Source organism: Halomonas sp. DP8Y7-3 (assembly GCF_019801675.1).
Classification (GTDB): Bacteria; Pseudomonadota; Gammaproteobacteria; order Pseudomonadales; family Halomonadaceae; genus Halomonas; species Halomonas litopenaei_A.
The window spans coordinates 380803-396326 of record NZ_JAHVIO010000003.1 but is presented as its reverse complement, the minus strand read 5'-3'; the positions used below and the strand labels follow the sequence as shown (position 1 = coordinate 396326).

Sequence of the window (15524 nt, the reverse complement as noted above, 5' to 3'; positions counted from 1 at the left end):
TCTCATTACCCGTCGATGGGCCGCCGCAGGAACGGGCCTCAGCGGCTGAGCAGCTCACTCATCCACTCGCCAATATGGCCGATCTGCTGGGGACACACCGCATGGGCCATGGGGTACTGCCGATACACCGTGTGATAGCCCAGCTCTTCCAACCGTGCGAAGGCTGCCCGGCCCAATGATTCAGGTACCACAGGATCCATACTGCCGTGATGCACCTCGACACGCAGGTCGCGGTTGGCGTCATTCAGCTCGATCGAGTTCGCCGTGGCAAAGTAGGTCGACATGGCCAGCAGCCCTCCCAGCGGCTGATCAAAGCTCAGCGCAGCTTCGTAGGCCACTGCCCCACCCTGGGAGAAGCCAGCCAACAGGATACGTCGACTATCGATGCCGGCATCAATCTGGGATTGAATCACGCCCTTGATACGCTCGGCCGAAAGACGCAGCTGCATCTCATCGACGCGGCGATCCAGGCTCATCTCGAGAATGTCGTACCAGGCAGGCATGACCATGCCACCATTGATGGTCACCGGTAGACGGGGCGCGTGGGGCAGGATGAAGCGGACCTGGGCATAGTCAGGCCTGGGCAGCATCGGCACGACGGGCTCGAAATCCCGACCGTCGGCGCCAAGGCCATGGAGAATGATCATGCAGGCGTCAGCGGGTGCATCGCCACGCGGTTCGATGACCAACTGGTCGTTATTGCTCATGGGCGGGTCTCTATCTGTGTTTCAGCTCTAAGTGCAGCGCAGGTAGGTGGCAATGCACGCAGCTTTCAGGGAATACGTCGCTACCCTAGCGCACTATACGCTCAGGAACGAGTCTCAAGCTTGGCAACAGCAGCGAGCATAACGAGACGTGGGTCGCAGGGCGCACCGCCCAAGGGCCTGTTTCTTCCTCTGCCGCCACTGCTGCCACTGCCACCACTGCCGCCCCTTCCTGCGACAACGGCGGCTAGAACGGACAGCACTGGGCCACTAAACCGGACAGCACTGGGCTACTAAACCGGACAGCTCTGGGCTACTAAACCGGACAGCTCTGGGCTACTAAACCGGACAGCTCTGGGCAGCTAGAACGGCCAGAACAGCGGGGTAAGTCCTAGCACCACGGCAGCGGTCAGCAGGTTGAGAGGCCCCCCCAGGCGCAGATAGTCCCGCAAGCGGTAGCCGCCAGGCCCCATGACCATCAGGTTGGTCTGGTAGCCAATAGGGGTCAGGAAGCTCGCTGAGGCCGCAAACATGACCACCACTACATACGGCAACGGGCTGACGCCAAGGCTGTCTGCACCGGCCATGGCGATGGGGAAAGTGATCACGGCGGCGGCATTGTTGGTCACCAGCGAGGTCAACAAGGCCACCACCACGTAGGTGCCTACTAACAGGGCCCAGGGACTATTGCCCACCAGCTCCAGTAGCCCGGCCGCCACCGCATCGGCGGCGCCGGAGGTGTGCAGTGCAGCCCCCAGGCCAAACGAGGCAGCGATGGTCAACAGTACCTGGGTGTCCATGCCTCGGCGGGCGCTGCGCACACTGACGCAGCCGCTCAAGAGTGCCGCGGCAGCCCCCAGCATGGCCGCATTCATCATGCTCATCAGGCCCGTGGTGGCCACCAGCACCACCGCCGCCAATATGCCCCAGGCGCGCAGAGCGCGGTCGAAGGCGGGGCGCGCCTGACCATTGACCTGACTGATCAACAGAAAGTCCTGGGACTGGCGATGACGCTCCACGAAGGCAGGACGAGCCTCGAGCAGCAGCACATCCGAGGGCTGCAAGCGAATCTGGCCGAGGCTTCCCACCACCCGGCGCCCATTGCGGCAGACCGCCAGCACGGCAGCGCCGTACAGCGTCCTGAAGTGTCCGTCCCGAATTTTCTGGCCGATGAACTGACACTGATCGGAGACCACCGCCTCGACCAGGCGACGCTCTCGAAATTCCTTCTCGAGGTGGGACTCACCCAGCCGAGAGGGGCGCAGGCCACGAATCTGCTGCAATTCCACCGCACCATCGGTGGTCCCGGCGAAGACCAGGTGGTCGCCGCCTTTCAGGGTCTCCCCAGGCCCCACCACGCTGACCACGTTGCCACCGCGCTCGATCTCGACCAGAAAGAGACCGGCCAGGTGGCGCAGCCCGGCGTCTTCTACCGTGCGGTCAACCAACGGCCCCTGCGGGTCTACCTCCATCTCGATGGTGAACTCACGCAGGTTGGCAAAAGCGGCTTCGCTACCGGGATGGCCAGACAGCATGCGCGGCCCCGCCCACAGCAGATAGCCCACACCGGCCAGCGCCATCGGCACGCCCACCAGGGCGATCTCGAACAGTCCCAGGTGCAGGTTCGGAAAGCGCTCCAGCATCAGCGAATGCACCACCAGATTGGTACTGGTCCCCATCAAGGTCACGGTGCCGCCGAGGATGGACGCGAAGCTCAAGGGCATCAGCAGATACTGAGGAGCGATGGAGAAACGACGGCTCCAGCTGATCACGGCAGGAATGAAGGTGGCCACCACCGGGGTATTGTTGAGCACACCGCTGACCGCCGTGACCGGCCAGATCAGCCGCGCCATGGCATGACGCACGCCCTTCGGCCGCCCCAGCACATGCCGAATGATCAGGTCGATACCCCCAGTATCGCGCAAGCTGGCCACCAGCACGTACATGAAAGCCACGGTAAACAGGCCGCTGCTGGAAAATCCGCTCAGCGCCTGCTGGGCATCGATGACACCGAGGCTGAGCAGCACCACCAACGCGCCCATCATGACCATGTCTGGCCCGGCGCGGGTGAGCGCCATCAACGGAAAGACAGCGCAAGCAACAGAGAGAGCGATCCAGGCATCCAGAGACATGGGGTGGCCTTGCTGGTGAGACAGCGCTCATTGTGCCTGCTTTAACTTATGCTAAATAGTTACAATGTATTATTTTTTTATCACTTTCAGGCATATATAGACTTCTTGTGCACATCTCTCCAGGACAGCTCCCCATCCCTACACACTTTCGTGTCTATCAGCCGCAGCAGCAGAATAGCTCGCCGGCAATATCATCACTCTGAGAAGAGGCTGACAACCAGAAGGCTTTTAAAGGCACAAAAACGCAAAAGGCCCGCCGAAGCGAGCCTTTATCGTCGCGCCCTCGAAGGACGCTGCCGCTTACGCGGCCATCAAGCGATCGACTTAGTCGATGACCTTGATGTTGGAGGCCTGGAGGCCTTTCTTGCCCTGAGTCACCTCGAAGGAGACCTTCTGGCCGTCCTGCAGGGACTTGAAGCCGTCAGCCTGAATCTCGGAGAAGTGAGCGAACAGGTCGTCACCGTTGTCGTCCGGAGAAATGAAGCCGTAGCCCTTAGTGTCGTTGAACCACTTGACTGTACCAGTTGCCATGATCGAATCCTCGACTAGCGTGTTTATTGACCGGGAGATACCCGAGTTGCAGTGGGTAAAACAAGAAACCTTTCCCCGGGCAATCGACGCTAGGATGCTTCGATGACCTCTGAGACGTTCAACTTGCTAACCAACTGCCAGCAGCATGCGCCGTCTTGGCGCCAAGGTCAAACACTATTTGCCCTGGATGACGAGAAGATGACGGTGCCGGCTCAATTTACCTAACCCGTCCAGCCCTTCCCGCTCCCGCTGCGTCATGCAGTGTGCCAAGTCGTCACGGCGGGCCCGGCATACTATGCCCAAGCAGGGTTATATGCTTGCATGGTTGGCAGCGTTTTCCTTCGACCTGAGCTGCAGGGAGCTCTTCATGGCCTCTTTACTGTCACGCCACGCTCCGACTCGCTTCGGCGCGTTCTACCTCGCCATTGCAGGCCTCATCGTCAGCGTGATCGGCGTCGGAACGTCCTCGGCCTGGTGGCTGGCCGGCGTGCTGGCGTTCGGTGCCCTCACCGCACTGGGCATCTACGATATCGTGCAGCGACGTCGCACCGTCAGCCGCAACTACCCTATTCTTGCCCACATCCGCTACTTTCTGGAGTCCATCGGTCCTGAGTTTCGCCAGTACTTCATCGAGTCCGACACCGACGAGGCGCCCTTCTCGCGGGAACAGCGCTCGCTGGTCTATCGCCGTGCCAAGAGCACCAGCGACAAGAAACCCTTCGGTTCACTGAGAGACATGAGTGCCCCGGGATATGAATGGATGGGCCCGTCACTGTCACCCGTGGACATCACCGATCACGACTTTCGCATTGTGGTCGGAGAGCAGCGCGCCCACCCCTACCGGGCCAGCGTGATCAACATTTCCGCCATGAGCTTTGGCGCTCTGTCACCCAACGCCATCAGCGCCCTCAATGAGGGCGCGAAAGAAGGCGGCTTCTATCACACCACCGGCGAAGGAGCCATCTCGCCCTATCACTTGCGTGGTGGCGATCTGGTCTGGCAGATCGGTTCCGGCTATTTCGGCTGCCGCAGGGAAGATGGCGGGTTCGATCCCGAGAAGTTTCGCCACAACGCTCGCCGCGACGAAGTGAAGATGATCGAGATCAAGCTGTCCCAAGGGGCCAAGCCCGGCCACGGCGGCATTCTTCCCGGCGCCAAGGTCACCGCCGAAATCGCCTCCACCCGCGGTGTCCCGGAAGGCCAGGACGTCCTCTCCCCCTCTCGCCACTCGGCGTTCTCTACCCCTTGCGAGATGATTCATTTCATTCAGCAGCTGCGGCAGCTGTCCGGTGACAAACCGGTGGGCATCAAACTGGCGCTGGGACATCCCTGGGAATGGTTTGCCATCGTCAAGGCCATGCTGGAATGTGGCGATCATCCCGACTACATCGTCGTCGACGGAGGACAGGGAGGTACCGGCGCGGCCCCGCTGGAGTTCATCAATCGCCTGGGTATGCCCCTCAACGACGCCCTGATCCTGGTTCACAATACCCTGGTGGGCGCAGGCCTGCGCGACGACATCCGTATCGCCGCCAGCGGCAAGCTGATCAGCGCCTTCGACATCGCACGCACCCTCGCGCTAGGCGCAGACTGGGTCAACATGGCCCGGGGCTTCATGTTCTCGCTCGGCTGTATCCAGGCCCAGAGCTGTCACAACGACCAGTGCCCCAGCGGTATCGCTACCCAGGACAAGGCCCGTGGCAGCCGCCTGGATGTGGATGACAAGGCCGTGCGAGTCAAGAACTTCCATGCCAATACCAAGTTCGCTCTGTGTGAAATGCTGGAAGCCGCAGGCCTGTACCATCCCGACGAGCTGGGCCCGGAACATATCATCCGCCGCCTGGATAACGGCAAGGCTCTGCCTTACATCAGCCTGATAGATAGCCTGGCGCCAGGCGAGCTGCTGCGTGGGGGCGCCAAGGACCACCCGCTGTATCGTGAGTTCTGGGACCTGGCGAACGCCAATAGCTTCGATGCACCTGACGCGCTGCAAAGTCTCAGGCAAACCAAGCTGCTTTGATGCCCTACAGGCCTTTCATGACGTGAAAGGCCTGTGGGCTCCCCGCCGCTCGTCGCACCAGGCCCACTCCCTCACACGGATACCGCGGCGGCCCTTCCTTTATCTACTTTCGCAGCGCTCACGCTGTTGAGCCTGCTCGCGACGCTGATGATGCATGGCAGCAGAGAGGCTTCACAGCGCAGGCAAGTGCCGACACATCCCCCGAGCATGGCTAGGCGCTAAAGGGCAGCGGCTCGTCCGCGCCGGCATTCGCGCCGGCATTGATGCCTTGTTCACCCGGTGGCGGAACCCCTTTCAGCACATCATGTCCACTCTTAGGCCTCGGCCTGCACCCGTCCGGTGGTCACTAGCACCGACGATCATTATTGCTGCCACCACCACCACCACCACGACCACCGCAGCCACAGGAGGCGTGAGCCGGGTTTCAGTGCCGAGCAGCGATGATATTCTTTGCAGTATCTGAACCTCATCATGCTGTTGCCAGCACGACGACATCGACAGGATCGCCATGAACGACACTGGAACGTCAGACCATGACCTGCCCGCTATCCTTGCCGGGCCCATCCTGCGACGCCTGACGCGCGAGAGATTCCGAGCATGGCTGGTCACCAGTCGCGAGCTGACGCTGAAGCTGGAGCTTACGCCGCAGGATGAAGCGCCTCACCGCCGAGTGCTCGGCGACGACGACTACCGCAAGATTCCCCTGGGGCGCCATGCCTGGCTGTATCTCATCGACGCCGCCGTGGATGCCCCGCTTCCGCAGGACACTCTGATCGCCTATGACCTTCAGGTCGTGGAGCAGAATGCCCCGGACAGCCTTGGACAAGGTGCTGCAAGATGGGCCCCTCACCTCTGCCACGACGGCCAGTCCGCCCCCCGCTTCGTCCTGGCCTCCAGTCATCGACGGCTGCTGCATGGCTCCTGTCGCCGCCCCCACTACGATGGCCCCGATGGTCTGGCGCACCTGGACAGCTGGCTGGCCGGGCAGCTTGACCACCCCGAGGCGATGCCCGCCTGGCTACTGATGACCGGGGATCAGGTCTACGCGGATGACGTCGCTGGCCCGATGCTGGTGGCCATCCACGCACTCATCAAGCGCCTGGGGTTATTCGATGAAGTGCTCGAAGGCGCGGTGATCGACGATAGCCCGGCGCTCTACGCAAGCCCTGCCAGCTACTACCGCAGGGAAGAGCTGTTGCCGGACGTCAAGAGCACCGACGACCTCAAGGATCGCTTCTTCGGCGGCGTGCGCAAGCCGGTGTTCACCTCGGCCAGCGCCGCCAATCACTTGATGACCTTCGCCGAAATGATGGCCATGTACCTGCTGGTGTGGTCCCCGACGCCCTGGCGCATCATCGAGCTGACCTGCCCCGAACTCGATGACGAGCATCGCGAACGCTACCAGGAACAGGCCCGTGTCATTGATGACTTTGTCGAGACGCTGCCCGCCGCGGCCAGGGTCATGGCGCATCTGCCCAGCCTGATGATCTTTGACGATCACGACGTCACCGATGACTGGAATCTGACCGCCCAGTGGGAGCAAACGGCCTATGGGCATCCTTTCTCCAAGCGAATCATCGGCAATGCCTTGATGGCCTACCTGCTGTGCCAGGGCTGGGGCAACGATCCAGATCGCCTCAAGACTCCCCTGGACGACGCCCAGGCCTTGCTCGAGGACGCGCGCCAGCGCCAGGGCTGGCTGTCGGCTGCCGATCAGGATGCCTGCCTTGAGCGACTCTTCCGCTTCGAGGGCTGGGAGTTTCAGGTCGAGGGGACGCCCCGCCTGGTGGTCCTGGATACCCGCACGCGCCGCTGGCGCAATGGGCGCAAGCCCCACCGTCCGTCGGGCTTGATGGACTGGGAGGCACTGTCAGAGTTTCAACAGGAACTGATCGATGCCCCATCGGTGGTCATTGTGTCACCGGCCCCGATGTTCGGCGTCAAGCTGATCGAAGCGATCCAGAAGCTCTTCACCCTGGCGGGTAAACCCCTGATGGTGGACGCGGAAAACTGGATGGCCCACCGCGGCGCCGCCAGCGTCATGCTCAACATCTTTCGCCACTCCCGAACCCCGGGGCACTACGTCATTCTCTCCGGCGACGTGCACTACTCCTTTGTCTATGACATTCGGATTCGCCATCGTCGCCAGGGGCCCAAGATCTGGCAGGTGACCTCCAGCGGGATCAAGAACTGCTTTCCCGACACCCTGCTGGATACCTTCGATCGGCTCAACCGCTGGCTGTATTCCCCACGCTCGCCCCTCAACTGGTTTACCCAGCGCCGTCCAATGGCCGTCGAACCGCGCGACCCTGACCACGCCAAGGCAGGCGAGCGGCTATGGAATGGGCCAGGCATCGGTCTGATCACGCTGGCCGAGGACGGAAGCCCGGACGACATTCGCCAGCTCGATGCCCGTGGAATGGAGGTCACCTTTCCTCCGCCCGACAAGGCGCCGTGACCTGCCCGCGCAGGCAGGACCCAGGCGTCTCGGCGCTCGCAGGTCCTGCCTGACGGCTCAGCTATCGTTGGAGCTAGCCTGGTCCTTCGAGGACGGCTCCCGGGACATCAGTCCTCGCACTCCCTTGCGCATGGCCTGGCGGTGCAGCTTGGCCATGCGCACGCGCTCGGCCAGCGGTCGGCTGGCGTCTTCCACCGGCCCCCCCTTGGCCGGGCCGAGCAAGTGTGCGATCCAGCGTGTCTGGGGATGACTGTCCAGGGCAATCTTCAGCGTCATGGTCAGCACCACCGACAGCAACATGCCGGTGACGCCGAAGATCCAGCCCCACACGACCAGCGACAGAAACGCGACGAAGGTAGACAAGCCCAGGGCGCGCCCCATGACCCGCGGCTCGATCAGGTTGCCCATCACGAAGTTGATCGACAGGTAGGCCAGGCTCAGCAGCAAGGCATCACCCAGGCCACCCTCTGGGGAGACCAGTACCAGCAACACCGGGGGGATCGCAGCGATAGCGGAGCCAATGTTAGGGATGTAATTGAGCGCAAAGGCCAACACTGCCCACAACAGCGGGAAGTCTACTCCCACGATCTGGCAGGCGATCCACACCAGAGCACCGGTAATCAGGCTGATCACCGTCTTGACGGCCAGATATCGCTTGAGCGTGTGGCTGAACTCGTTGAACCGCTCGAGACTAGGCGCGGGATTCGCCAGCGCCCGCGACACCTTGTCCCGGAAATTCAGGGTTTCGAACAGCATGAATACCACGAGCAAGGCTACCACCATGCTCTGCATCATCAGGTTGCCCAACTGGCTGAGCAGCGCAGGGATCCACTCGCCCAGCTGCTCGGTATCAAGAAAACCCGCCAGACGCTGGGTATCGATGGCCAGCCCCATGCTCGCCAGACCATCCAGCAGGCGCAGATAATATTCGTAGAGCTTCTCTTCAATGCCGGGCAGCGCTTCGGAGAAGGTGCTGACCGTATTGACCAGCAACAGCGCCAGCAGACTGAGCATGCCCCCGATGACCACCAGCGTCAGCCACACCGAGGAGCGCAGTCCCAGGCCACGCTCGTGCAGCCATTGCACCGGAGCGGTACACACCACGGCAATGAACAGCGACAGCAACACCGGCACCAGCAGATCGGAGCCGGCCCGCATCCCCGCGACAATGACCACCAGCGCCGCCAGCGCCAGGGTCAAGTTGAGGGGAAGTCTGCGCTCTTCCTGCGCATTGACATCGTCTTCCATGCACCTGTACTCCTCTGTCAGGTAGGTCAGGTCGTCCTTGACTGGGGTGGCAGCGACTCAACGCATGCCGTGGGCTTGCTGACGGGCCTACACGCCACCGAGACAATGACGTCCTCGGCCACACTCCCGTCCAGGCCGCATCCGGCTCGCACGACATACTGCCCTGCCAATCATTTCAGCACAAAGTAACATGACCGCTACCACAATACGTTGCAGGCCCGGGCCCTTGGGCCCAGGTACGTAAACTCAAGGCCTTGGGCTCTGAGCGGGAGGCCCATGTCCATCGCCCTCGGCCATGCCGTCATTGAACGCGACTGCAACCATGCAACTATCATGGACGTTCTTGCCAGGCCAGGAACGCATCGCCATTGGCGACGTCGAAGGACTGAATCGCCGGGGCCGGCGGAAGGCCAGTCTCACCGTGCGGGTCGAGCCACAACCGTCGCACCAAGGCTGTCTCTCGGATAGCTGCCACCCGGCACACAAGACCATAGGAAAGGGAACACCCAAGGAGCACATCATGGCACTGACCCATCCCCGCCGCCGCTTTTCCCCTGCCGCCCTGCTGGGGCTCGGGCTTGGCCTGGCACTTGCCAGCGGTCCCCTGCTGGCCAGCGAACCGGCGCCGCAGCGCTACCTGGATATTCAGGCGCAGTCAGAGCTCCAGGTGGCTCCCGACAAGGCGACCTTGAGCGCACGGCTATGGGAGCTGACCCCCGCTATTGCCCAGGAGAAAGACAGTGGCGATCACGCAGAGGCCCTCGGTCAGGCCCGCTCCAAGCTGGAGTCCAGGGCCGCTGAGCTGATCGCCGCGCTGGAGGACGCCGGGCTTGAGCGTGATGCCATCAACGCCGGATCGCTGCGTGTGCAGCAGGAAATGCTGCATCGCGCGAGCCAGAATGGCGACAACCCGACCCCCATGGTACGCACCCGCCTCGAACGACCGATCCGTCTTTCCATCAGCGACCTGGACAGCCTGCCCACCCTGCTTGACGCGCTGACGTCTGCAGGCGTCAACGCTCTGGATGGGGTCAGCTACGACCTCGCCGATCGCGATGCTGCCAGCGATCAGGCACTAACTCAGGCGCTGGAGCGTGCTCGTGCCAAGGCCGAACTGATGGCCGATACCCTGGGCGTTACCTTGGGTGACGTGGTTCAGGTCAGCGAGACCAACGCCCCGGTGTTCCAGCCACGCATGATGGCCATGCGCGCCGACATGGCGGAAAGCGGCGGTGCGGCAGACTACAGCCCCGGCAACATTACCATCGACGCTGGCGTCCAGGTGCGCTGGGCCTTGGCAGGACAGGAAAGCCCGTCGGCCGATCACCCGGACAGTCAGGCGGCAACCGCGTCCAGTCCCTGAAGGCAGCGACCAAGCCGCCAGCCACATGGCTTGACGGCAAGCGGCGGGTGGACCACCCGCGCTCAACACGACAAAGCCCCCGGTAGTGGTCCCTACCGGGGGCTTTGTTGCAGCGCTGGAATCACCGCTGCTGCCGGGCTTTCTAGATGTTGATGCGCTCGACGCCACCCATATACGGCCTGAGTACCTCGGGCACGGTGATCGAGCCGTCTTCATTCTGATGATTTTCCATCACGGCAATCAGGCAGCGGCCCACGGCCAGGCCTGAGCCGTTCAGGGTATGCAAAAGCTGGGGTTTCTTTTCCCCCTGGGCACGGAAACGAGCCTGCAGGCGTCGTGCCTGGAAATCCTCACAGTTGGATACCGAAGAAATTTCACGATAAGTGGCCTGGCTGGGCAGCCAGACTTCAAGGTCGTAGGTCTTGGCCGCGGAGAAGCCCATATCGCCGGTGCACAGAGTCACCACACGGTACGGCAATTCCAGCGCCTGCAGGATGGCCTCGGCGTGGCCGCGCATCTCTTCCAGGGCGTCATAACTGGTCGCAGGATCCACTAGCTGAACCATTTCGACCTTGTCGAACTGATGCTGACGAATCATGCCGCGAGTATCACGACCATGAGAGCCCGCCTCGCTGCGGAAGCACGGTGTATGCGCCGTCAGCTTCAGCGGCAGCGACTTGGCATCGACGATTTCATTGCGCAGCAGATTGGTCAGCGGCACTTCGGCGGTGGGGATAAGGTGGAACTCACGCTCGTCATCGAGCTTGAACAGGTCCTCGCCGAATTTCGGCAACTGGCCGGTACCGTACAGCGAATCGCGGTTGACCATATAGGGCACGTAGCACTCTTCATAGCCGTGCTCCAGCGTCTGCTTGTCGAGCATGAACTGGGTCAGAGCACGGTGCAGCCGAGCGATGGGGCCTCGCATGACGGCAAAGCGAGCGCCCGTGAGCTTGGCGGCCACCTCGAAGTCCAGGTCGCCCTTCTTGGCGCCCAGGTCGACGTGATCCTGCACCTCGAAGGCGTACTCAGCCGGGGTTCCCCAGCGGGACACCTCGACATTGTCACTTTCATCCTTGCCCGCGGGCACGCTGTCGTGGGGCAGATTGGGAATGCCCGCCACGATATCGTCCCACTCCCCCTGGACGCCGCCCAGGGTATGTTTTGCCGCGTCCAGGCGCTCGCCCAGATCACTCACCTCATCAAGCAGCGGTTGAATATCTTCTCCCGCCGCCTTGGCCTTGCCGATAGCCTTCGAGCGTGTATTACGCTCGTTCTGCAGGCGCTCGGTCTCGGCCTGCAGCTCACGGCGCCGGGCCTCCAGCGATGACAGCGCTGAACTGTCGAGGGTATATCCGCGGGTGGCCAGTCGTGTCGCGACCGTGTCGAGGTCGCCGCGCAGCAGTTTCGGATCGAGCATGGAATCGGGTCCGTCGGCTATGTAGGAAATGGAGATGACGTATCAGTCTGGTGCGGAGGCGCCGTGGGCCGACATACTGCATCGCCAACGAGCCATGACTCACCACAGGTGGAGGCATTCGGCTCGGGCGCCCTCCGCGCAGGCCAGTCATTGTAGGCAAATCCCGCAGGCGACGCCATTGGCCCGGGCTGACATCACCGGCCTGGCAGATGCTGGCGTTACCGGACACGAGGGACAGCCGGGTTCAGGATGTATCGCAGCCAAAGTCGCGGTAAAGTAGGCACACCTCATTCTTCCGCCCTGTCGCGAGCGCTACAACTCGCCAATGCGGGGCCAGCTTCGACCGAGACCATGATCGCTTCCCTGCCTCTTGTTGACACCGCGACCGACCTTGACCAGCACTATGTCACCTTCCTCACGACATTGAAGAACGAAGGCTTTGAGGGCGAGATGGCTCCCGACTATGCCAGTCGGACGGTGCTGGCCACTGACAATTCCCTTTACCAGCGCCTGCCCCAGGCCGCGGTCTTTCCACGCCACGCCGACGATCTGGTGCTGCTGGGCCGACTGGCCGGGCGCGATGAATTCCGCCAGGTGACGCTGACGCCGCGTGGGGGCGGTACCGGCACCAATGGACAATCCTTGAGCGACGGCCTAGTGGTGGATGTCTCCCGCCACATGAACCAGATTCTCGAGATCGACGTGGAAAACCGCCGCGTGCGGGTTCAGGCAGGTGTGGTCAAGGATCAGCTGAATGCTGCCCTGAGGCCCCACGGCCTGTTCTTTGCCCCTGAGCTATCCACCTCCAATCGGGCGACCATCGGCGGCATGATCGCCACCGATGCCAGTGGCCAGGGCAGCTGCACCTACGGCAAGACGCGTGATCACGTACTCGAACTGGACAGCATCCTGATCGGTGGGGAGCGGCTGGTCACGGGACCCGTGGACGAGAGCGAACTGGCCGCACTGTGCCAGGAACAGACCGCCAGGGGACGTGCTTACCGGGTGGCTCGAGAGATCATCGATCACCAGCGCGCTCAGATTGACGCCATCTTTCCACCGCTCAACCGCTGCCTGACGGGCTATGACCTGGCTCATCTACGCAGCGAAGACGGTCGACTGAACCTGAATAGCGTGCTGTGCGGCGCAGAAGGCTCCTTGGCGCTGACCAATGAAGCGGTGCTCAACGTGCTGCCGATTCCTCGCCACGCGGTGCTGGTCAACATCCGCTACCCAAGCTTCATGGATGCCTTGGCCGATGCCAAGGCGCTGATGGCCGGTGGCGCTTCACCGGACTCGCAGCAGGCGCTGCGTCCCACGTCGATCGAGACGGTGGACGACAAGGTGTTGAGCCTGGCCATGGAAGACTTCGTCTGGGACGCGGTCGCTGAGTTCTTCCCGGTGGAAGCGGGCATGACCATCGAAGGCATCAATCTGGTGGAGTTCAACGACGACGACCCGGATCGCCTGAGCGCCAGGGTCGCCGAGTTCTGCCAGGCTCTGGACAGCGATACCAGCGTCACAAGGCTGGGCTACACCCGTGCAGAGGGCCGCGAGGCGATTGGTCGCGTCTATGCCATGCGCAAGCGCTCCGTGGGTCTGCTGGGCAACGTGCAGGGCGAGAAACGGCCCCTGCCCTTTGTCGAGGATACCGCCGTTCCGCCAGAGCACCTGGCCGACTACATTGCCGAATTCCGTGCCTTGCTCGACGCCCGGGGCCTCGACTACGGCATGTTCGGCCATGTCGATGCCGGCGTGCTGCATGTGCGCCCGGCCCTGGACATGAAAGACCCGCAGCAGCAGGCCATGATCCGGGAGATCTCCGACGAGGTGGCCGCCCTCACCCAGCGCTATCATGGCCTGCTGTGGGGCGAGCACGGCAAGGGGGTTCGCTCAGAGTATGCGCCGGCCTTTTTCGGTGAGCTGTACCCCAGCCTGCGCCGACTAAAGGGCGCCTTCGATCCCCACAACCAGCTCAACCCGGGCAAGATTGCCACGCCCCTCGTGGCTGACCGCGTCGACGACTCCAGCAGCGACACCACGGTGACGGCCACCGATCCGGGCCTGCTGGCGATTGACAAGGTGCCCATGCGTGGGGACTTCGATCGCCAGATCGATGAGCGGGTCTGGCAGGCCCACGCAGATGCGGTCTACTGCAACGGCAACGGCGCCTGCTACAACTATGACCCTAATGACGCCATGTGCCCGTCTTGGAAAGCCACGCGGGACCGGGTGCACTCCCCCAAGGGGCGAGCCAGCCTGATGCGCGAGTGGCTGCGCCTGCAGGGCCAGGCCGGCATCGATGTGGTCGAGGAAGCGCAACGCAAGAGAGAGGAAACGCTGCTGGGATGGCTCAAGCACCTGCCCGGACGGGCGCGCAACAGTCTGCGCGGCAAGGACGATTTCTCCCACCAGGTCTACGACGCCATGGCCGGCTGCCTGGCCTGCAAGTCCTGCGCTGGCCAATGTCCGGTCAAGGTCAATGTCCCCGCCTTCCGTTCGCAGTTTCTCGAGGTCTATCACGGTCGCTACCTGCGTCCGCTACGGGACTACCTAATCGGCGGACTGGAGTTCATGCTGCCGGCACTGGCTCCCTTGGCGCCCGCCTATAACACCGCGCTGAACCATCGACTGGTGGATCGGCTGCTGCGCAACGGCTTGGGCATGGTCGACAGTCCGCGCCTGTCGCAAGCACGCCTTTGCAAGCAGCTCAAGGCCTGGGGCGTGCCACAGGCGACGCCGTTGACCCTTGGCCGGCTGAGCGAGCGCCAGAAGGCACGCAGTGTGATCCTGGTACAGGACGCCTTTACCAGCCACTTCGAAGCCAGGCTGGTCGCCGATGTGGTGGAGCTACTGTCACGACTGGATATCCGCGTCTTCGTGGCGCCCTTCAAGCCCAACGGCAAGCCACTCAATGTGCAGGGTTTCCTGGGGGCCTTCGAGCGAACCGCCCGACGCCGTGCTCGGGAACTCAGGGCGCTGGCCAGCAGTGGCGTCGCCCTGGTCGGCATCGACCCCGCCATGACCCTGACTTACCGCCAGGAGTACGTGAAGACACTGGGGTCGGACGCGGTTCCCGAGGTGCTGATGCTGCAGGAATGGTTGCTCAGCCTTGGCAATGGCCTGGTCCCCAGCGGACTGGACCTGAGCCAGGAGGCGCCCTTCCAGCTGCTGTCGCACTGCACCGAGAAGACCCAGGCGCCCGGCAGCCCCAAGGCCTGGCAACAGCTGTTCGAGCGCTTCGGGCTGGACCTGGCACCGCTGGCATCCGGCTGCTGTGGCATGTCCGGCACCTACGGCCATGAAGCCCGCAACCTGGCGACGTCACGCACCATCTATGCTCAGTCGTGGGAACCCGTCGTGCAGCAACATGGCGCCCAGGGGCGACTGCTGGCCACCGGCTATTCCTGCCGCAGCCAGACCAAGCGTTTCTCGGACCTGCAGTTGCCCCACCCGCTGCAGGCTCTGCTGGAGGCCCTGCGCCGCGCCAGCTGAGGCGCTGCCCCGGGAGCAGAGAGAACCCGCGGCAGCGAGATGCGGTGGCTCCCATAGAGCAACAGTCAGACCATCGTTGACGTCTATAAGGCGAATGCATTGCATGATGGACGCCGCGCCGCTAGTCTGCGCGGCTTTTCTCTTTTCGGAGTC

Annotated in this window: 9 protein-coding genes; 4 read left to right on the top strand and 5 right to left on the bottom strand. The window is 62.8% G+C overall.

Annotated elements, in window-relative coordinates; all coding sequences use genetic code 11:
* Positions 1-38 precede the first annotated feature (38 nt).
* The 3 genes from KUV86_RS04075 to KUV86_RS04065 form a co-directional block, all read right to left on the bottom strand.
* Positions 39-707, bottom strand: coding sequence for an alpha/beta hydrolase (locus KUV86_RS04075; RefSeq protein WP_206942982.1), 669 nt, complete (start codon positions 705-707; stop codon positions 39-41).
* 359 nt (positions 708-1066) lie between these two features.
* Positions 1067-2836 carry an SLC13 family permease gene (locus KUV86_RS04070; protein ID WP_206942984.1) on the bottom strand — a complete coding sequence of 590 codons (1770 nt, stop codon included), beginning with the start codon at positions 2834-2836 and terminating at the stop codon, positions 1067-1069.
* A 324-nt stretch (positions 2837-3160) separates the two neighbouring features.
* The gene (locus tag KUV86_RS04065) at positions 3161-3367 is read right to left on the bottom strand and encodes a cold-shock protein (RefSeq protein WP_045994373.1); all 207 of its coding nucleotides are present in this window, start codon (positions 3365-3367) and stop codon (positions 3161-3163) included.
* A 367-nt stretch (positions 3368-3734) separates the two neighbouring features.
* On the opposite strand from KUV86_RS04065, the gene KUV86_RS04060 reads away from it, so the two are divergent.
* Both KUV86_RS04060 and KUV86_RS04055 read left to right on the top strand, forming a co-directional pair.
* Entirely contained in the window at positions 3735-5387 is a 1653-nt protein-coding gene (locus KUV86_RS04060; RefSeq protein ID WP_222483688.1) for an FMN-binding glutamate synthase family protein, read from the top strand.
* Between the two features lie 508 nt (positions 5388-5895).
* Positions 5896-7845, top strand: coding sequence for an alkaline phosphatase D family protein (locus tag KUV86_RS04055; protein WP_222483685.1), 1950 nt, complete (start codon positions 5896-5898; stop codon positions 7843-7845).
* A gap of 57 nt (positions 7846-7902) precedes the next feature.
* Here the strand turns inward: KUV86_RS04055 and KUV86_RS04050 are convergent, their stop codons facing one another.
* Positions 7903-9093, bottom strand: coding sequence for an AI-2E family transporter (locus tag KUV86_RS04050; protein ID WP_206942990.1), 1191 nt, complete (start codon positions 9091-9093; stop codon positions 7903-7905).
* Positions 9094-9613: 520 nt separating this feature from the next.
* On the opposite strand from KUV86_RS04050, the gene KUV86_RS04045 reads away from it, so the two are divergent.
* On the top strand, positions 9614-10456 hold the full coding sequence (locus tag KUV86_RS04045; protein ID WP_206942992.1) for an SIMPL domain-containing protein: 843 nt from the start codon (positions 9614-9616) through the stop codon (positions 10454-10456).
* 142 nt (positions 10457-10598) lie between these two features.
* Here the strand turns inward: KUV86_RS04045 and serS are convergent, their stop codons facing one another.
* Complete coding sequence (gene serS / locus KUV86_RS04040; protein WP_222483684.1) at positions 10599-11876, bottom strand: serine--tRNA ligase; 1278 nt, start codon at positions 11874-11876, stop codon at positions 10599-10601.
* Positions 11877-12227: 351 nt separating this feature from the next.
* Here serS and KUV86_RS04035 point away from each other — a divergent pair, with 351 nt between their 5' ends.
* Positions 12228-15371, top strand: coding sequence for an FAD-binding and (Fe-S)-binding domain-containing protein (locus KUV86_RS04035; protein ID WP_222483683.1), 3144 nt, complete (start codon positions 12228-12230; stop codon positions 15369-15371).
* Positions 15372-15524: the final 153 nt, after the last annotated feature.